We start from the raw sequence: 16,944 nt of genomic DNA, 5'->3' as shown, positions 1-16,944 counted from the left end.
ATTCTTCTTTATATCTTAAAGTATCATTTTATCGCATTCAGCAAGTGTTCAAACGACTGCTGAATCTAGAACACCGTCAAAAAGTGCTACGCCTGTGGCAATGAAAGTGTTGCCACAGAGCCCTCCGGCAGATGTCACAGGTTTATAAAGAGATCTGTACATTAACCGTTGTCACAGGACGTGACTTTCTTAGGCTAACTTCTACTTTTCTGCTCGGAAAAATCTAGACACATCGTTAGCGGCAATTAAGCCGAAGCGTTATTGATATACTTGTCATCCTCAAAATGTGAATTTCTTGTGACTACCTTCATTCTATCAACGTCTTTTCGTTAACACAAACAAAGAGCTCTTTCGAATTGTTGTTCGCTAAAATAGCACAAATTTCACCACAATGGGTGAAATTTGTTGGAAAAAGTATGGATAAAAGGAAAGATGCGATTACACTGTGTAGTAATTCATCACTTTTTTGACATAATTCTGTGTTTCTTTGAAAGGAGGAATCCCTCCATATTTCGTAACGCGAGACGCGCCAGCATTGTAGGCTGCTAAAGCTAGTGTAGGGTCATTATTAAATTTATCTAGCATTTGACGCAAATATTTTGCCCCAGCCATAATGTTTTGCTCTGGATCAAAAGCGTTTGTCACGCCTAAATATTGTGCTGTTGTGGGCATTAATTGCATTAAGCCCTGCGCTCCTGCATGACTCACTACAGTTGGATTAAAATTAGATTCTTGCTTGATGACAGCCGCAATAAGCTTTTCGGGTACCTGATAAGTAGCGGCAGCTTTTTCGATAATAGCGGCATATTGATTGGCTCCTGTTAGTGAATTGGCGTACGCTGTAGAGCCTATAACATCATCTGAAACATAAGAATCAAGCTTTGTGCCAGTATAGTTGTTTGCTAAAGCTTGTTTGACAGATTCAGGGATAAACACAGCATTAGAGCCTTGATAAAGCAATGATTCGAGTGAGCTGCCTTCTGAATTATTGGCTAACATTGTCAGCTGATTGACGAAATCTGAATGATTTGCTGTTCCAGAAGCAAATAAGCTAGACAATTTGGCATTGCTTGCTGTCGATGCTTCTCCTAATAATTCATTAATCATGTCAGAAAAAATAGAATTATTGTCTGTCAGATTGTTTGTTGATGCATTTTCGGTAGCTCCAAGTGTTTGCAATGCTTGAATTTCTAGTAAAGATTTTAGTGATTGAATATCCAAGGAGTCAGTCACCTTCCTTTTTATACTATTATGAATTTTGTGCTTGTAGAGCTTTCATAAAGCGGGCTATTTTTTTATCTGTAGCCTGTTTTTTAATTCCGTATTGCTGTAAAAATTCGTCGAAAATTGTATTTCCTTTTATTGCATCTTTTGCTTCATATTCTACCTCATAATCGTCGCACTGCAAATAGTAAGAATGGTCAAAAACAAGAAGCCCCTCTTTATAAGGAATTTCGACACGATCTGTAGTGAGTGAGCCAAATACTTGTAATTGTTCTAAAGGAATACTGTGGCTGGCTAATTTTTTTGCTACTTCTTGAGCAAAAAAGCCTTTACCATCAAGCATTTGCTGTGCCTGTACTGCAGTTAATTCATCTGTTGTTTCAAGATGAGCATGCTCGGTATTTTTCTCTTTGAGTGTACATTCGTAATAATCACCAATTTGTCTAATTCGCAGCCCGCTTTGCAGTTGACGAATGGCCTGTGTAGGCGTGTCAAAATAATGATTTACTTGTCGATGAATAGCATTTTGGCTAATGTGGAAGTCTTGTAACAATTGCTCGTATTGTTGTTTTGTTAATAGATTTTTAAACTCAATTTCAATTTCTTGTGTCATTTATATTCACCTATTTAATTTTTTATTTTTCATTCGTTGTTTCGCTTGATTTAGTATTTACACACTGCAACTATTTACCCTGTGTGATAAAATAAGAGGAAGAGTACAACGAAAAGGGGAACCGCAGTGCGTAAAATTTATACAATAGAAACATCGAATTTTGAACAAGATCAACTTCATTTTAGTTTAAACGACAATGAAGTAAATTTACAGTTAAAACCTGCTGGACAACTCATTGCAGATTCAGATGAGTTTGCATTTATTTATTTACTTGATGCAGGCGAAGACTATCATTACTTGCGTTTTCCACCGAGTAGTTGGGAGAATCTTGTACATATTTTACAAAAAAAGAAAGATCCAATACTACGAATAGGTGAAGAAGAGATTGAGCTGACAAATTTCTACGATGAATTGGAAATGCTCGTGTATAATATTGAAGGAAATTACAATTACGGGGCAGAATTTGTCCAAACCGTGGAACAACACTTTCAGGCAATTCTTGCTGAATAGAAAGACAAAACGAACAGACGGTGGTGTTCGATACCGAATGTCGGGAGGTTTTTACAATGGGACAATGGGAAATATTTTTAAGTCCTTATAAACAAGCAGTAGACGAGTTAAAAGTAAAATTAAAAGGCATGCGTTCTCAATTTGGTATTGTTAATGCCAATTCACCAATTGAATTTGTAACAGGACGTGTTAAGCCTTTAGCAAGTATATATGATAAAACATTAGAAAAAGGATTAGCTTTTGAGCCCTCTAAACAACTTGGTGATGAACTTGGTGATATCGCCGGGCTTCGGATTATGTGTCAATTTGTTGATGATATCGCAACCGTAACAGAGCTTATTCGTCAGCGTAAAGATATGCGTGTAGTGGAAGAACGCGATTATATTACACATAATAAGCCAAGTGGTTACCGCTCCTACCATATGATCGTGGAATATCCTGTTGAAACGATTCAAGGAAAAAAAGTAGTGTTAGCCGAAATCCAAATTCGAACACTAGCCATGAATTTCTGGGCATCTATTGAGCACTCTTTAAATTATAAATATAAGGGCATGTTCCCAGAGGAAATTAAAAATCGTTTACAAAGTGCAGCAGAGGCAGCATTTCGATTGGATGAGGAAATGTCATTGATTCGTAGTGAAATTCAAGAGGCACAGGCCTACTTTAGCGAATACAAAGAAGCATCGAATCCTAATTTACTAACAGAGAAGGAGCGTGACGCCCAATGAAATTTTCGATTCAATCACGTAGAGATGCACAATCTAACGAGCTAATGGAGCTAGCTAAAACTTATTTACAGGATTTTGGCTTAACTTATGATGAGGAAACACCCGAAATCGTTGTTTCTATTGGAGGAGACGGCACGCTTTTGCATGCCTTTCATCGATATTCTCATTTGTTAGACCAAGTAGCATTCGTTGGTATTCATACGGGGCATTTAGGGTTTTATGCGGATTGGAAGCCATCTGAATTAGAAAAATTAGTTTTATCCATTGCTAAAAAAGACTTTAATGTTGTGGAGTATCCACTTTTAGAAGTAAAAGTAGAGCATCACAATGCCGATTCGAATACGTACCTAGCGTTAAATGAAGCAACAATCAAATCGCCAGATGTAACACTTGTTATGGATGTCGAGCTGAACGGCAATCAATTTGAGCGTTTCCGTGGAGATGGTCTATGTGTATCAACGCCTTCTGGTAGTACGGCTTATAATAAAGCACTTGGTGGGGCAATTATCCATCCTACATTAGCGGCACTACAAGTCACTGAAATTGCATCCATTAATAATCGTGTTTTCAGAACAGTAGGATCACCATTAATATTACCAGCACACCATCATTGTGTGTTACGTCCGGTAAATGAACAGAACTTTAATATGACCGTTGATCACTTGCAAATTACACAAGGTGATGTCAAGGCTATTGCATTTAATGTAGCAAATGAAAAAGTACGTTTTGCCCGTTTCCGACCATTCCCATTTTGGGAGCGCGTGCATGAATCTTTCGTCGCTAATGAATAATATGGATACAAGGTTTACATTGCACTTTGTGGCTGATAAAGAGGGGCAATTATTACGAGAAGCCCTTCAGGAATGGCGTATATCCAAGAAAGCCTTAACCGCCATTAAGTTTGATGGTGGCTTATTAACAGTCAATGGTGTCGAACGTAATGTGAGACATGTCCTTCAAGAGGGTGACTGTGTGGGAGTGACATTTCCTCCTGAGGAAAGAAGTGACGGTCTTGCTATTGAGCATGGTGATTTAACCATCGTATTTGAGGATGATGCAATCTTAGTGCTTGATAAACCAGCTCACCAGAGTACAATTCCCTCAAGAGAGCATCCAACCAAAAGCATTGCAAATTTAGTTTGTGGCTATTTTGAGCAACAAGGATTAGCTTCCACAGCCCACATAGTCACAAGGTTAGATCGAGATACATCAGGCTTACTCTGTATTGCCAAGCATGCGCACATTCATCATTTAACAGGGCTTGCTCAGCGTAGTAGAAACATTTCAAGGCAATATGAGGCGATTGTGCATGGCCATGTCGAACAAAATTTTCAATCCATTGTGGCTCCTATAGGGCGTAAAGTGACGAGTATTATTGAAAGAGAAGTACGAGAAGATGGGCAATATGCACATACAGATGTAACCGTGCTAAAGCGGTTTTTACTTGATGCTGAACCAGTGACATATGTACGATTGCAATTGCATACAGGACGTACACATCAAATTCGCGTACACATGGCGTACCTTGGGCATCCACTTGTTGGGGATGACCTTTATGGTGGAAGCCGTCATTTGATTGATCGACAAGCACTACACTGTGTCTCCTTAAGTATGGAGCATCCACTGACTGGTAGGCCATTACACTTTACAAGTATGTTAAATGAAGACATGCAGAGATTATTGAAGTAGTCTTTGACTGATAGAAAGGAGATGTTCGCACAAACGGGCATCTCCTTATCATTTTTGATGTAATAACAGTGTATAGGAAGTATCTTTACACCGACTTTATAAAATTAATGTATAGTAAAATAGAAATCGTCATGATTTTACGCTTAAAATCGAATTTTATAAAAATCTGTACACCGACTCTGATGGATAACTTAAAAAAGGGTTTGCAGAAAAGGTATAATACACTCTATTATATAGAAGGTAGATTTTACGGCATTGCCCGTAAAGATGATTGAAAGCTCGGAAGGAGGGGACAAGCATGATAGAGGAAAGAAATGAAAAGGATGATGTGCAATTTGATGAGGCACATCTACGAGGAATGCTCGAAGCACATAATATTGATGCATTCCGTGATGAGTTTTTAGAACTTCATCCATATGATCAGGCAACGTTTTACGAAAAGGTGGAACCTGATATAAGGAAGATCATCTATTCGTTCTTGTCTCCGACAGAAATGGCTGATATTTTTCAGGCAATCGATATCGAAGATGATGAATATAAAGCGTACCTAGCTGAAATGGATCCTTCATATGGGGCAGAAATGCTTTCGCATATGTATGCTGATGATGCGGCAGATGTCTTAAATGAGCTGGATTTGGCACAGCGTGAAAGCTATTTGGAAATGATGGATGAGGAAACGGCTGAAGAAATTAATGAGCTATTAAGCTACGATGAATATACAGCCGGTTCTATTATGACAACTGAATACGTTGCTATACCAGAAAATTCAACAGTGCGTTCAGCAATGGCCATTTTGCGTAAAGAAGCACCAGATGCAGAGACTGTTTATTATATTTTCGTGGTGGATGAAGAACACCGTTTGACAGGTGTTATATCACTACGAGATTTAATCATTGCTGACGAGGATACACGTATTCGATCCATTATGAATGAACGTGTTGTGATGGTACATGCAAATGATGACCAAGAGGAAGTCGCACAAATTATGAAGGACTATAATTTTTTAGCGACACCTGTTATTGATGATAAAGGGGAACTGCTCGGTATTATCACGGTCGATGATATTATTGATGTTATTGATGAAGAGGCTTCTGAGGATTACTCAAAATTAGCCGGTATTTCGGATATGGATAAGTTTGATGTAACACCTTTCCAAGCAGCTAAAAAACGTTTACCTTGGTTAGTGGTACTACTGTTTTTAGGTATGCTGACAGCCAATTTAATGGGGCAATTTGAAGATACTTTAGATAAGGTAGCCTTACTAGCTGTCTTTATTCCACTTATTTCAGGAACATCAGGGAATAGTGGAACACAAGCATTAGCCGTGGCGATCAGAGGTATTGCAACAGGAGACGTGGAAGAACATAGTAAATTCAAGTTACTACTACGTGAAGCAGGTACAGGCTTAATGTCAGGCGTTGTTTGTGGATTAATCGTTATTGGCATTGTTTATTTCTGGAAACATGAACTTGTTTTAGGAATGTTAGTAGGAGCAGCACTTTGTGGTTCTATTTTAGTCGCGACATTAGCGGGTTCCTTTATTCCGTTGTTAATGCATCGACTAAAAATAGACCCTGCTGTGGCATCAGGACCTTTTATTACAACTTTAAATGATATAACAAGTATTTTAATTTACTTAGGATTAGCGACAGTTTTCTTAAGTCAAATAGGCTAAGAACCAATTTACTTACTTTCGCATATTGTATGGAAAAAAGGGAAGTGAGTAAAGTGGATCGAGAGCCACGCTTGTTTATAAAATCACCATCATATTTTTTAAATATTTCTAAGGCGTTACATGAACTTGATTTGGATGAAAGTACATCCGTATATGTAAGGGACAACATTTTCGATGAGCAAACAGTTGATGGGAAAGAAGATATCGTAGAAGATGTACAAATAGATCCGTACTTACTAAAACAACTTCAATTTTTAGAAAAGCCATTTCGTCAGAGGGCCTATCAGCCATTATTAGTTTGCTTAAAAGATGGTAGAAAATTAACTGGAACTGCCTCAGAAGTACAGAGTGATTCTTTAATGCTAACGTCATTAGAATTAAAAACACAGGAAATCATTCATTTTGAAGAGATACAACAAATACTGTGGCGTGGAAGAAAATTGCCAACATTATAAAAAAAGTGTACAGCAGAGGATGCTGTACACTTTTTTTTATGTGTGTGTGTCAAAGGTGAAAGAAATTAATCACAAATCCCTAAGTCAACATCAGCGATACATTGTACAGCGCAGAAACAAGATAAATCTACAGTAATACAGCTATCTGTTGAGTTCCAGTCATCTACTTTACAGATTTTCTTCATGTTTACGCAACAGCCGTCACGACTTAATAAGTCTACTGTACTTTCACTAGAGTCAAATGTACATAATGGCTCTAAAACACGTAAAGTTGCACAGCACTCATCAAACATATCTTCTACACGGAAGAATACGGATGTACAAATACAAGGATCTGCTGTTGGAGAGTTAAAGAATGCTTTGAAAGGAGTACCATCTTTTGTAATTAACATGAATACACGTGTATCTGCTTGAGAGCGTGCAGGACTAACAATTCCGCCTAGTGGTTCTAAGAAACAGTTCGCTGTACATGGAGAACACTCATCTCGCACCGCTTGATTTTGAATATCTAAAATAGCGCGAACTACGTCACAAACGCAGCCTGCTGAATGGATTGGTCCAATAGGATTTGTTGGCTTACCACAACCCATATTGTCACCTCCTTTCCTTGTTACTACTTCTACAATATGTACTTTTGAAAAATGGACTCGGGCTTTCGTATATATCTTCGAATGAATAGTTTTTTTATGTGTGGAGAAACTGTAAAGAAAAGGAGGGGAAAACATTTGAGGCTACTAGGAATGACATTACCTCTCTTAGTCGTTTTATCGCTGTTAAATGGTTGTGCTGAAAAAGAAAAATTTATTGTCTATGGGTCGCCACAAAATGAAAGTGAAGTCGAAGCCCTTATAAAAGAAGAAGACTATGTTGAACGATCAACGGTTATCCAATATGACGATAGTATGCTTGTTGCAGTACAAATCAAACCATGGGAAAAGTGGAAAAAGACTAAGCTAGAGAAAAAATTGCAAAAGAAATTTGATGAGAAATATCCAAACAAAGATGTATTTGTCTCAGCTGATTATAAAATTTTTTATGAAGCCAATAAAATAAAAAAGGATCAGATTGAAGATAATAAATTGAGCGATAAAATTACAAAACTAAAAGAGCTTGCAAAGGAGCAGACATAAATGGAAAAAGAACAATACCAACAGTTAGAGCAATATGTTACACCAAAGCCCCCTTATTTAAAGAATATAGCTAAGGCATTCTTTGTTGGTGGACTGATTTGTGCAATTGGTCAAGCTGTGTCCCTTTTTTATATTATTTTTTTCAATTTTACGGAAGCAACAGCAGGAAATCCAACTGTTGCCACAATGGTATCCTTTGCCATGATTTTAACAGGCTTGGGCCTTTATAAAAAAATTGGTCAATTTGCTGGAGCAGGCTCAGCAGTTCCAGTAACAGGCTTTGGTAATGCCGTTATTTCTGCGGCTATCGAACATCGGTCAGAAGGGTTGGTACTGGGCGTCGGTGGCAATTTATTTAAATTGGCAGGGTCAGTTGTATTATTTGGAGTAGTATCTGCATTTTTCGTTGCTCTCATTAAATATATCCTTGTGACGATAGGAGTGGTTTCATGGTAATCGTTTTTCAATCGAAACCATCTCTTTTAGCTGGTGGAGTAGTAGCTGGCCCATTGGAGAATCGCAGTATTTTTAGTCAGTATTTTGACTCGGTCTATGATGATGAACGATGGCAGATGAAAACAAATGAACAGGGGCATCGCAAAATGATCGAAGAGGCCTGTGAATTTGCTATGAAAAAATTGGGAATACAAAACGGAGATATTGATTATTTAATGGGTGGGGATTTGGTTAATCAAATGACACCGACCAATTTTGCAGCTAGAGATTTAGAAATCCCCTTTATTGGATTATTTTCGGCTTGTGCAACATCTGTATCCTCTGCCATTATTGCATGCCTATTAACAGAGTTAGGTGTGGCTAATTTTTCATTAGCTGGTGCCTCAAGTCAGCATAATTCCATTGAACGTCAATTTCGTTATCCCATCAATTATGGTGCTCAAAAACCTCAAACTGCACAATGGACTGTGACAGCTGCAGGCTATGCCCTTATTGGAAAGCATCGTGAGGAGTATCCTTCTATAGAAGCAGCAACGATAGGCAAGTCAGTTGACTATGGCATGGATGATCCTTTCCATATGGGTGCAGCGATGGCACCAGCCGCCTTTCAAACGATTCAATCTCACCTACAGCAAAGAAACCAAAAAATTTATCATTATGATTTAATTTTAACGGGTGATTTAGGTCAGCTTGGATTAAAGCTGTTGAAAGGAATGCTTGTGGAAAATGGTGTGAAGAATGAAGAGCTAACGTTATTACGTGATGCAGGTGCCGAATTTTATGGACAGGATGAAGCATTCCAATCTGGTGCAAGTGGAGCAGGCTGTTCGGCGGCTGTTTTTTTTAGTTATGTTATTCAACAAATGCGCGCAGGGAGTTATAAACGAGTATTACTTGTGGCAACAGGGGCATTATTATCGCCGCTATCCTATCAACAAGGCGAGACGATTCCATGTACGGCACATGCGATAGAAATTACAATGAAATGAGGCAAAAACCATGGTTATGACATTTGTATTTGCATTTATTATTGGAGGCATTATTTGCGTCATAGGCCAATTATTAATGGATGTTGGCAATTTAACACCGGGACACACACTAAGTACGTTGGTTGTCCTCGGTGCCGTATTGGATGGTATGGGTTTATATGAGCCACTAATCAATTTTGCTGGAGCAGGAGCTACAGTACCCATTACATCCTTCGGGAATTCATTAACTCATGGGGCATTGGCGGAAGCAGAAAAGCATGGACTTGTTGGCGTATTAACAGGCATGTTCGAAGTAACAAGCTCAGGGATCAGTGCTGCTATCGTATTTGGCTTTATCGGTGCATTAATTTTTAAACCAAAAGGAAATATTGACTAGACGAATACCCCTCCCATTTTTACAACCGAAACATATTATAGGTTGTAGAAGGGAGGGGTGCTTTTATGGGATATCAAGGCTGGTCCTCACAACCTTATGGAAATAATGTTGGTGGGTGGAACAATAGCTATTGCGGAGGTTACTCTGGAGGCGGCAACAACTATGGCTATGGTTCTACGTTTGTTCTAATTGTTGTCCTATTCATTCTATTAATTATTGTTGGCGCTACTTACATCTAATTTGATGAACATAAAGGCTTTAGCTTCTATTTAGGACTATCTAAATAAGGTTAAGGCCTCCACCATTTGCGAAATGTTTCGTGCAAGACGCAAGGTCAATTTGAGTTTTAATGATAGGAGGGAAAACATGCATCGCTCGTTTTTTAATTCGATTGAGCAAAAAACAGGTGTATCGATGGATGAAATCTTCGCATTAGCCAATGCCATTCAACATGCGGATTTTACCAGTGAAAAACAAGTAAGAAAAATTGTAAGACGTGTAGCTAAAATTTCTAACAGATCGATTACGCAAGAGTTGGAAGATAAACTTGTACAATCTATTATTCAAGATGGCGCATCACTAGATTTAGATAAAATCACTAGAATGATGAAGTAGCGTATGGCATATCTACTTGGCAATGTAGCTTGTTACGATGGAGTAGATAAATGGTGGCAAGCGAATTCGTGTCTATTTAAAAAGGGTGTTACGACAATGCGCAATGCATATCGTAACACCCTTTGATTACATTTTTTTCTCCATAGCACGATGTGGAATACCTGCATCCATAAATTCAGGAGAGGTAACTGTAAATCCAAGCTTTTCGTAGAAGGGAATGGCATAGCTTTGTGCATGCAATTTTAATATTTCCTTGTTGATAGAAATGGCATGCTTCTCCATTTCCTTCATCATTAAAGCTCCTAATTTTTTACCACGCTGAGATTGTAAAATACAAACACGTTCAATTTTAGCTGTTGTGCCGTCAATACTACGTAAACGTGCTGCTCCTACTGGTTCAACGTTATCATACATAATGAAATGTGTTGCAGTGGCATCCTCAGCATCACATTCTAGATGAAGCGGAACACCCTGCTCTTCAACAAATACCTTTTGCCGAATAGCAAAGGCATCATCGTGTTCTTGCTTTGTTTCAACAATTTTCACCTGATACAAGAATCACTCAGCTCCAGACAAACGGAATGTTTCATATGTTGTCCATGAGCCATCTTCTAATTGATATAAAAGATGGATGCGATCAATTGTATCCTTTTCATCAACGCCAGTCATGCGTAATTGTCCAAAGATATCGTCATGCTCAGAAGCTGACATTTTTTGAGCGATTGTAATATGAGGAACAAATACATGTTTCATTTCCCCATGAGGGATGTTGTCTTGAAGTTCATGTTGGAATGCTACTAATTGTTCAGTTGGTTCAATGCGGAAGTAAATCGCATTTGTTGTAGGGAAAAACGAACTTATGCGAGATGCATGAATGTTTAAAGGTGCATATTTAGCAGCAAGTTCATCCAATTGCTTGACGATGGTTTGAATTTCTTCTTCAGATGCATCGAAGCTGTCCTTTAACGTCATATGCGGTGTAATCTTTGCATAATGAGGATCATAACGTTTGCGATAAGTGTTTGCTAAATCTTGCAATTTTTTTGATGGAAATGCCACAATACCGTACTTCATAGTCCATTACCTCCCGAAAATAAACAATTTTTCTATTTAAGTATAACAGAAATTTCAATTTTCGTAATTTGAATCACCCAATATTAATTGAAATTTTCAATTAAAGCACGTCGAAGGTCTGGTTTCCAATATTTCCATGTATGATTGCCTTCGAACTCGTCATAAAATGTAGTGAACCCTTTACTAATCATGAGCTCATGTAATTGACGGTTAGGTGTTAAAAAGTCTTTGATGGTTTTATCCATTGTCACTACCTGATCTTCGTCCTTACCTACTATATGGTAGATAGAAATCGCGCCAGGATCTTTAAATTTTTCAACAGCCTGTAAGACATCCTCATCAACATATGGTGATTGTAAAATGACTTTGCCAAAGATGCTTGGGTACTTTAGGGCAGCCATTAAGGAAGCAGTGGCAGCCATAGAGTCTCCAATGACGCCACGACTCATACCCATTTGGTAAGTGGCATATTCATTGTCTAAATAGGGTACTAGCTCATGAGCTAAAAAGCGTAGATAGGCTTCGTGTTGCTCACCGCTTGGAATATATTTATGACGTCGATCTTTAATATCTTTGTAAGGAACAAATGCTATAATTAAATTTTCGATTTCATAGTCATCAATCAGTTCATCAGCTAGCTTTGTAATGCCGCCGAGTTGGAAATAATCTTTACCGTCTGATGCGATTAAAATATTGTATTTATAAAGTGGAGAATAATTTGCAGGAACATAAATATAGAGCTGTAATTCTTCCTGTAATGCTTCACTATAAAATGTTAAATCCTGTACTGTTCCCTTATCCAATGATGACACTCCTTCTTGTGTTTGTAACAAAATTGTACCATATTACGAAAGTAAAGGTATAATAGGTTGGGCTAGCTTTATACTAGCAATAAAAATCGAAATGAGGGTTAATTATGCATAATAAAAGTATTCGTGTGCACTCTGACGAAGTAGCAAAGGCAGCTCAAGCCGCGTTAATTCGTAGAGGTGTAGCGATAGAGGATATCGCAAAAATTGTTTACGAAATGCAAAAAACCTATAATGAAGGTTTAACACTGGAGCATTGTGTTCATTCTGTTGAACGTGTTTTACGTAAGCGAGAAGTACAGCATGCTTTATTAGTAGGAATTGAATTAGATGAACTAGCAGAGAAAAAATTATTATCTTCACCACTGCAACAAATTATCGAATCGGATGAGGGGTTATTTGGTGTAGACGAAACAATCGCACTAGGATCTGTTTTTACATATGGCAGTATCGCCGTTACCACTTTTGGTCATTTAGACAAGCAAAAAATAGGGATTATTAAAAAACTCGATACAGAACCTGGACATCATGTCAACACATTCTTAGATGATTTAGTTGGCAGTATAGCAGCTTCAGCGGCTTCACGTATTGCACACCGCATGCGTGATCTAGAAGAGGAAGGCGAAACATTTGCTGATATCGAGCCTGAAGAGCTAGGACCAAAACCAAAATCACATAATGAAATATAAAATGAGTTTCTACTATTAAAAATGAGCCTTCTCAATTTTGAGAAGGCTTTCATGTTGTTGAAAAAAGATCATGTCAAAGGCAGAAAAAGCAAATTTGCAAGGTAAGAGGTTGATTTCCGTTCCGCCAGCGCCCTTTCCAAGGGGCGTCCGATGAGCCGCTTCACTCACTTACGCTCGCTCCACTCCAATCAACCATTCTGCAAAGTGTCTTTACTTTTTTTCATAGTAATATAGCGATTAAATAGCCCATTATTTTTAGAGGGAATAAGCTCTTATTTTCAATGTGGGGAAGTGATGTGTGACAACACCTCTCCATAAAGAGTAGTGAAGACCTTCGCCTTATTTGAAAACCTTTGCTAAAAAGGTAATACTTTTGTAGGTTGGAGTGGAGGCTACTTGACTCCCGTGGGATAACGAGACAGGCGAGCCTCTAAACGGAGCGATAGCGGAGGAAGCGGCTCGGGGCGCTCGCCCACAGGAAAGCAAGTAGCCTGCAACGGAAATCCATTTTTACCTTCTAATTGACTGTTTTGTTTTTCAACACTAAGTGAGCCTTCTCAAATTTTGAGAAGGCTCAAATTAGTATTACTTATTATCGTTATATGCTTTTATAAATTCTTTTACTTTCTCGCTATCTGCCTCCAGTTTTAAACCAGTATCGATTAATGGAGATACTGTGGATACAGCTGGTTTTTTATTGCCTTGGTAATAGCTAATGAATTCGTCTTGGTTAATGGAGTATAGGATTGCTTTACGTAAATCTGCTGAATCAGAAACTGCACGTCCAGACGTATTCATTTGTAAGTAAGACACAGCATTACTATCTGCCGTATTTAATGTTAATTTAGCGTCTGATTTCACAATATCCAACTTCGTTTCTGGAACTGTTTGAAGAACATGTATTTCACCATTACGTAATGCAGATAGTGCACTATCAACATCAGAGATAAATCGAACATTAATTTTGGCGATTTTTGGTTCATATTCGCTACCTGCACGGTAAGCAGGGTTTTTCACGAATTGTGCTTCATAATCATTTTTCTTCACTAAAATGTAAGGACCACTTGCATATAGCTGATTGTTAAATGTTGCTGAACCTTCCGTTATAGTAGCTTGATCACCATAGGCAATGTCTTTATCAGGATCATAGCTAGCCACGTCATACGTATTAATGCTTGTTACTTGTTTTTCAGATACGATACCACCAGATTGGTGTGCTAAATAATTTAATACTTGTGGGAATGGAGTTGGCGTTGTAATTTTAACAACTTGGTATGCACCTGCTGCATTATGAACAGCACCTTTTTCCTTTGTTAATTGTGCTATTGAAGCAGGTAGGTTTTGTGATAAGGCATCTAACACTGATTGCTCAGAGCCTGCTACTTTTTTGCTTTGTAATTCAGCTAAATCAGAAACGATTTCCACTGTTTCTATATTTTCATGAATGCTATAAGTACGATGATCTGGTACTGAATTAGCATCTTTTGCACGATTTAATGAGAAGACAACATCTTCAGCTGACACTAATTCACCTGTATCAATTGCTGCACCATCTTTCACAGCTGCAAAGTGGATATCATCACGTAAAATGAAGTAATATTCTTGATTACCTTCAGCCATTACATGGTTATAAGATAATGAACCATCTGAAACAACTTCATCTGTATCTGTTAAGTTAACAAGACGAACGTACATATTCGTGTTTAATGTATTGATGGAACCATCATTCCCTTTGATTGGGTCAAGTGAAGTAAGGGAGTTGATTGTTTGGTGTAAGATTAAAGGTTCTGTTGCATTCTTAGCCGCATCATTAAATTCAATTTTTTCCCAAACCTGTGCACGAGATTTTGGTAAAAGGACCGTTTTAGGATTTACTAATTCAGAGTAGATCCCTTGATATTTATTGGAAATATATAAAGGCGCAATATAAGCTTGATCGAATACTAGTAATTGCTCTAAATCTTTATATTTAGCTGCTGCTTCTTCACCAGTCAATGTGCTTGCTTCATCGATTAGTGCATCTAATTTTGAATCTGCAACAACACTGTAGTCACCGCCTGTTTTAAATAGACCACGTACAGCATAGTCAGGGTTCCCAGTTACTGTCGTCCAGCTTGAAAGAGCAAGATCATAGTTACCCGCTTCTTTTTGAGCAGAGAATGAACCGTAATCTGGTTGAATATTTAGTTTTACATCAAAACCATTTTTCACCAATTGGTCGCGTACAATATTCATATCTTCTTCAGCAGAGGCCATTCCTAATACTTCAATGGCCACTTTGCCATTGCTCTTGTTATTATCTTTTGAATCTTTACTGCCTTCTACGTCAGTTTTTGTTTGTACACAGCCAGCTAAAGCTAGTACTGCAACGAATAAAAATACAAGTAATTTCTTCATAGTTACCTCCAATTAATTTGTTTTTGGATCTAAAGCATCTCGTAAACCATCTCCTAAGAAGTTAAAGGAGAGGACAAGAAGCATAATACAAAGACCTGGGAAAATCGCGACATATGAATGTGTCTCCAGGTACGTACTACCAACTTTTAAAATATTGCCCCATTCGGGAATATGTGGCTCAATACCAAGCCCTAAAAAACTTAAACTACTTGTTGAAATAACAGCTCCCCCAATCGTTAAGGTTGCTTTCACAATCATTGGTGCTAATGAATTGGGAACAATATGCTTGAAAATAATAGCAGCATCAGATGCACCTAAAGCTCTAGCTGATTCCACAAATTCAAAATTAGCAAGCTGCATAACATTAGCCCGCATTGTACGAGCATAGGTTGGAATTGCCCCAACACTCAGCGCAATAATGAGGTTCACTGTATTAGCACCAAAGGCAGCGATAATAGCAATAGCTAACAAAATGCCAGGGATAGCATATAAAACATCAAGGCTTCGCATGATGATATTATCAGTGGATTTTCCATAATAGCCTGACAAAGCGCCTAATGTCCCTCCCACAACTGCTGGAATAATCGTTGAGAAAAATCCGACGATTAACGATATTTGTGCACCAAATACAATGCGAGAAAATAAATCTCGTCCGTAATTATCTGTGCCTAGCGGATAGTCCAATGATGGTGTTTGCAGTAACGCACCATAGTTATTTTCTGTAGCAAAATCATAGTCAAAAGTCCAAGAGCTTGTGACGGACAATGAGAACATGAAAATAATGAAGAATAAGCCGAATACAGCCATCGTATTACGTAAAATCTTTTCCCATATTTTTTGCCACTTTTCTATAGAAGACGGATTTGCCTTTCGAGCCTTTTGAATCAGGCTATAGCCTAGTAATGTCGCAAATAGATTACCAGTGAAAGTTGCAAATAGTAATAAAACGCCGGGAATAATCATCCATTTAGGTGCCTCAGTAGCTGTCACATATTTCGTACATAAAATGGCCATCACGATATAAAATAGCGCTAGTACTAAGAAAACACCCATCGCCAGTAAAAAGGTATCCGTTACATATGGTTTAAATATATTCAATGCTGCAATACCAATGATGAATAATTGTGTAATAAAGGCATAGGCTGCAAAAGTATATTCTGCAGATTTTCTTTTCGACACAAGCATAAATGCAAAGGATGTTGAAAAAATATTGCCTGACAATATAGTGATTAACAATGGATAGCCCAGCACTCGAGTGCTTTTTTGAATGTCACCGTGCTTTGCTAAGTCCTTTTTAATTCGTAAATTGATGAAAGCAACATATGCCGTGGTAATAGCATAAATAACAAAAAAGAGTATAATAACTGGTCGCCAGCTATTGGTAGAAAAATTATAGCTATAGGCTAGAAACAAGAAAGAAAACAATAAGGAAAAGACAAAAGTGAAATGAGAATTGACATATTCCTGTGTAATCTTCAAGAGTAGTTTGACATGTAAGATGTTTTTCACAGGTGA

General features: G+C 37.9%; 22 protein-coding genes. 13 read left to right on the top strand and 9 right to left on the bottom strand.

Features of this window, described 5'->3' with window-relative positions; translation table 11 throughout:
- Positions 1-438 precede the first annotated feature (438 nt).
- Positions 439-1,221, bottom strand: a complete 783-nt coding sequence (locus CRI88_RS04545; protein ID WP_036126656.1) for a lytic transglycosylase domain-containing protein — start codon at positions 1,219-1,221, stop codon at positions 439-441.
- A gap of 28 nt (positions 1,222-1,249) precedes the next feature.
- Positions 1,250-1,837, bottom strand: a complete 588-nt coding sequence (locus CRI88_RS04540) for a CYTH domain-containing protein (RefSeq protein ID WP_036126653.1) — start codon at positions 1,835-1,837, stop codon at positions 1,250-1,252.
- Between the two features lie 126 nt (positions 1,838-1,963).
- On the opposite strand from CRI88_RS04540, the gene CRI88_RS04535 reads away from it, so the two are divergent.
- The 6 genes from CRI88_RS04535 (at position 1,964) to CRI88_RS04510 (ending at position 6,894) form a co-directional block, all read left to right on the top strand.
- Positions 1,964-2,347: a UPF0738 family protein gene (locus tag CRI88_RS04535; RefSeq protein WP_036126652.1), complete on the top strand. Its 384-nt coding sequence runs from the start codon at positions 1,964-1,966 to the stop codon at positions 2,345-2,347.
- Positions 2,348-2,403: 56 nt separating this feature from the next.
- The gene (locus CRI88_RS04530; protein WP_036126650.1) at positions 2,404-3,075 is read left to right on the top strand and encodes a GTP diphosphokinase; all 672 of its coding nucleotides are present in this window, start codon (positions 2,404-2,406) and stop codon (positions 3,073-3,075) included.
- Positions 3,072-3,866, top strand: coding sequence for an NAD kinase (locus CRI88_RS04525; RefSeq protein ID WP_036126648.1), 795 nt, complete (start codon positions 3,072-3,074; stop codon positions 3,864-3,866). Before CRI88_RS04530 ends, CRI88_RS04525 begins: the two co-directional genes overlap by 4 nt.
- A gap of 1 nt (position 3,867) precedes the next feature.
- Entirely contained in the window at positions 3,868-4,764 is an 897-nt protein-coding gene (locus CRI88_RS04520) for an RluA family pseudouridine synthase (protein WP_058844601.1), read from the top strand.
- A gap of 298 nt (positions 4,765-5,062) precedes the next feature.
- Positions 5,063-6,439, top strand: coding sequence for a magnesium transporter (gene mgtE / locus CRI88_RS04515; RefSeq protein ID WP_036126643.1), 1,377 nt, complete (start codon positions 5,063-5,065; stop codon positions 6,437-6,439).
- A 53-nt stretch (positions 6,440-6,492) separates the two neighbouring features.
- Positions 6,493-6,894, top strand: coding sequence for a hypothetical protein (locus CRI88_RS04510; RefSeq protein WP_230593938.1), 402 nt, complete (start codon positions 6,493-6,495; stop codon positions 6,892-6,894).
- Between the two features lie 65 nt (positions 6,895-6,959).
- Here CRI88_RS04510 and CRI88_RS04505 read toward each other — a convergent pair whose 3' ends face one another.
- A complete protein-coding gene (locus CRI88_RS04505) occupies positions 6,960-7,484 on the bottom strand; it encodes a CotY/CotZ family spore coat protein (protein WP_008174263.1) in 525 nt (174 codons plus the stop codon).
- Positions 7,485-7,565: 81 nt separating this feature from the next.
- Between CRI88_RS04505 and CRI88_RS04500 the strand changes: the two genes are divergently transcribed.
- From CRI88_RS04500 to CRI88_RS04475, 6 genes are all read left to right on the top strand, one after another.
- Positions 7,566-8,024 (top strand): YhcN/YlaJ family sporulation lipoprotein, encoded by a 459-nt coding sequence (locus CRI88_RS04500; RefSeq protein WP_231745077.1) that lies wholly within the window; start codon positions 7,566-7,568, stop codon positions 8,022-8,024.
- The gene (gene spoVAC / locus CRI88_RS04495; protein ID WP_101966427.1) at positions 8,025-8,480 is read left to right on the top strand and encodes a stage V sporulation protein AC; all 456 of its coding nucleotides are present in this window, start codon (positions 8,025-8,027) and stop codon (positions 8,478-8,480) included.
- Entirely contained in the window at positions 8,474-9,469 is a 996-nt protein-coding gene (locus CRI88_RS04490; RefSeq protein ID WP_036126636.1) for a stage V sporulation protein AD, read from the top strand. Before spoVAC ends, CRI88_RS04490 begins: the two co-directional genes overlap by 7 nt.
- 16 nt (positions 9,470-9,485) lie before the next feature.
- On the top strand, positions 9,486-9,845 hold the full coding sequence (spoVAE, locus tag CRI88_RS04485; RefSeq protein ID WP_170829916.1) for a stage V sporulation protein AE: 360 nt from the start codon (positions 9,486-9,488) through the stop codon (positions 9,843-9,845).
- A 65-nt stretch (positions 9,846-9,910) separates the two neighbouring features.
- Positions 9,911-10,084 (top strand): YjcZ family sporulation protein, encoded by a 174-nt coding sequence (locus tag CRI88_RS04480; RefSeq protein ID WP_080717135.1) that lies wholly within the window; start codon positions 9,911-9,913, stop codon positions 10,082-10,084.
- Positions 10,085-10,211: 127 nt separating this feature from the next.
- Positions 10,212-10,460 (top strand): stage VI sporulation protein F, encoded by a 249-nt coding sequence (locus CRI88_RS04475; RefSeq protein ID WP_036126630.1) that lies wholly within the window; start codon positions 10,212-10,214, stop codon positions 10,458-10,460.
- A 126-nt stretch (positions 10,461-10,586) separates the two neighbouring features.
- Here CRI88_RS04475 and CRI88_RS04470 read toward each other — a convergent pair whose 3' ends face one another.
- From CRI88_RS04470 to CRI88_RS04460, 3 genes are all read right to left on the bottom strand, one after another.
- Entirely contained in the window at positions 10,587-11,015 is a 429-nt protein-coding gene (locus tag CRI88_RS04470) for a GNAT family N-acetyltransferase (protein WP_101966426.1), read from the bottom strand.
- 3 nt (positions 11,016-11,018) lie between these two features.
- A complete protein-coding gene (locus CRI88_RS04465) occupies positions 11,019-11,534 on the bottom strand; it encodes a YjcG family protein (RefSeq protein WP_036126625.1) in 516 nt (171 codons plus the stop codon).
- A gap of 83 nt (positions 11,535-11,617) precedes the next feature.
- Positions 11,618-12,337 carry an alpha/beta hydrolase gene (locus tag CRI88_RS04460; RefSeq protein WP_101966425.1) on the bottom strand — a complete coding sequence of 240 codons (720 nt, stop codon included), beginning with the start codon at positions 12,335-12,337 and terminating at the stop codon, positions 11,618-11,620.
- A 113-nt stretch (positions 12,338-12,450) separates the two neighbouring features.
- Between CRI88_RS04460 and CRI88_RS04455 the strand changes: the two genes are divergently transcribed.
- Positions 12,451-13,032 (top strand): phosphatidylglycerophosphatase A family protein, encoded by a 582-nt coding sequence (locus tag CRI88_RS04455; protein WP_036126573.1) that lies wholly within the window; start codon positions 12,451-12,453, stop codon positions 13,030-13,032.
- Positions 13,033-13,047: 15 nt separating this feature from the next.
- Here the strand turns inward: CRI88_RS04455 and CRI88_RS22410 are convergent, their stop codons facing one another.
- The 3 genes from CRI88_RS22410 to CRI88_RS04440 form a co-directional block, all read right to left on the bottom strand.
- Complete coding sequence (locus CRI88_RS22410; RefSeq protein ID WP_180957781.1) at positions 13,048-13,200, bottom strand: hypothetical protein; 153 nt, start codon at positions 13,198-13,200, stop codon at positions 13,048-13,050.
- 417 nt (positions 13,201-13,617) lie between these two features.
- The gene (locus tag CRI88_RS04445; RefSeq protein ID WP_101966424.1) at positions 13,618-15,429 is read right to left on the bottom strand and encodes an ABC transporter substrate-binding protein; all 1,812 of its coding nucleotides are present in this window, start codon (positions 15,427-15,429) and stop codon (positions 13,618-13,620) included.
- A 12-nt stretch (positions 15,430-15,441) separates the two neighbouring features.
- The gene (locus tag CRI88_RS04440; RefSeq protein WP_101966423.1) at positions 15,442-16,938 is read right to left on the bottom strand and encodes an ABC transporter permease; all 1,497 of its coding nucleotides are present in this window, start codon (positions 16,936-16,938) and stop codon (positions 15,442-15,444) included.
- Between the last annotated feature and the right edge of the window lie 6 nt (positions 16,939-16,944).

Origin of the sequence: Lysinibacillus fusiformis, from assembly GCF_002845985.1 — a bacterium.
In the GTDB taxonomy this organism is placed as follows: domain Bacteria; phylum Bacillota; class Bacilli; order Bacillales_A; family Planococcaceae; genus Lysinibacillus; species Lysinibacillus fusiformis_D.
The sequence above is the reverse complement of the archived record's forward strand: the minus strand, read 5'-3'. Positions and strand labels throughout refer to the sequence as shown.

Excerpts from the sequence above, each read along its gene's own strand:
- CRI88_RS04525 (WP_036126648.1), top strand. The coding sequence starts at position 3,072 with ATGAAATTTTCGATTCAATCACGTAGAGATGCACAATCTAACGAGCTA.
- CRI88_RS04475 (WP_036126630.1), top strand. The coding sequence starts at position 10,212 with ATGCATCGCTCGTTTTTTAATTCGATTGAGCAAAAAACAGGTGTATCG.
- CRI88_RS04540 (WP_036126653.1), bottom strand. The coding sequence starts at position 1,837 with ATGACACAAGAAATTGAAATTGAGTTTAAAAATCTATTAACAAAACAA.
- mgtE (WP_036126643.1), top strand. The coding sequence starts at position 5,063 with ATGATAGAGGAAAGAAATGAAAAGGATGATGTGCAATTTGATGAGGCA.
- spoVAC (WP_101966427.1), top strand. The coding sequence starts at position 8,025 with ATGGAAAAAGAACAATACCAACAGTTAGAGCAATATGTTACACCAAAG.
- CRI88_RS04455 (WP_036126573.1), top strand. The coding sequence starts at position 12,451 with ATGCATAATAAAAGTATTCGTGTGCACTCTGACGAAGTAGCAAAGGCA.
- CRI88_RS04500 (WP_231745077.1), top strand. The coding sequence starts at position 7,566 with ATGAATAGTTTTTTTATGTGTGGAGAAACTGTAAAGAAAAGGAGGGGA.
- CRI88_RS04445 (WP_101966424.1), bottom strand. The coding sequence starts at position 15,429 with ATGAAGAAATTACTTGTATTTTTATTCGTTGCAGTACTAGCTTTAGCT.
- CRI88_RS04520 (WP_058844601.1), top strand. The coding sequence starts at position 3,868 with ATGGATACAAGGTTTACATTGCACTTTGTGGCTGATAAAGAGGGGCAA.
- CRI88_RS04505 (WP_008174263.1), bottom strand. The coding sequence starts at position 7,484 with ATGGGTTGTGGTAAGCCAACAAATCCTATTGGACCAATCCATTCAGCA.
- spoVAE (WP_170829916.1), top strand. The coding sequence starts at position 9,486 with ATGACATTTGTATTTGCATTTATTATTGGAGGCATTATTTGCGTCATA.
- CRI88_RS04465 (WP_036126625.1), bottom strand. The coding sequence starts at position 11,534 with ATGAAGTACGGTATTGTGGCATTTCCATCAAAAAAATTGCAAGATTTA.
- CRI88_RS04490 (WP_036126636.1), top strand. The coding sequence starts at position 8,474 with ATGGTAATCGTTTTTCAATCGAAACCATCTCTTTTAGCTGGTGGAGTA.
- CRI88_RS04530 (WP_036126650.1), top strand. The coding sequence starts at position 2,404 with ATGGGACAATGGGAAATATTTTTAAGTCCTTATAAACAAGCAGTAGAC.
- CRI88_RS04480 (WP_080717135.1), top strand. The coding sequence starts at position 9,911 with ATGGGATATCAAGGCTGGTCCTCACAACCTTATGGAAATAATGTTGGT.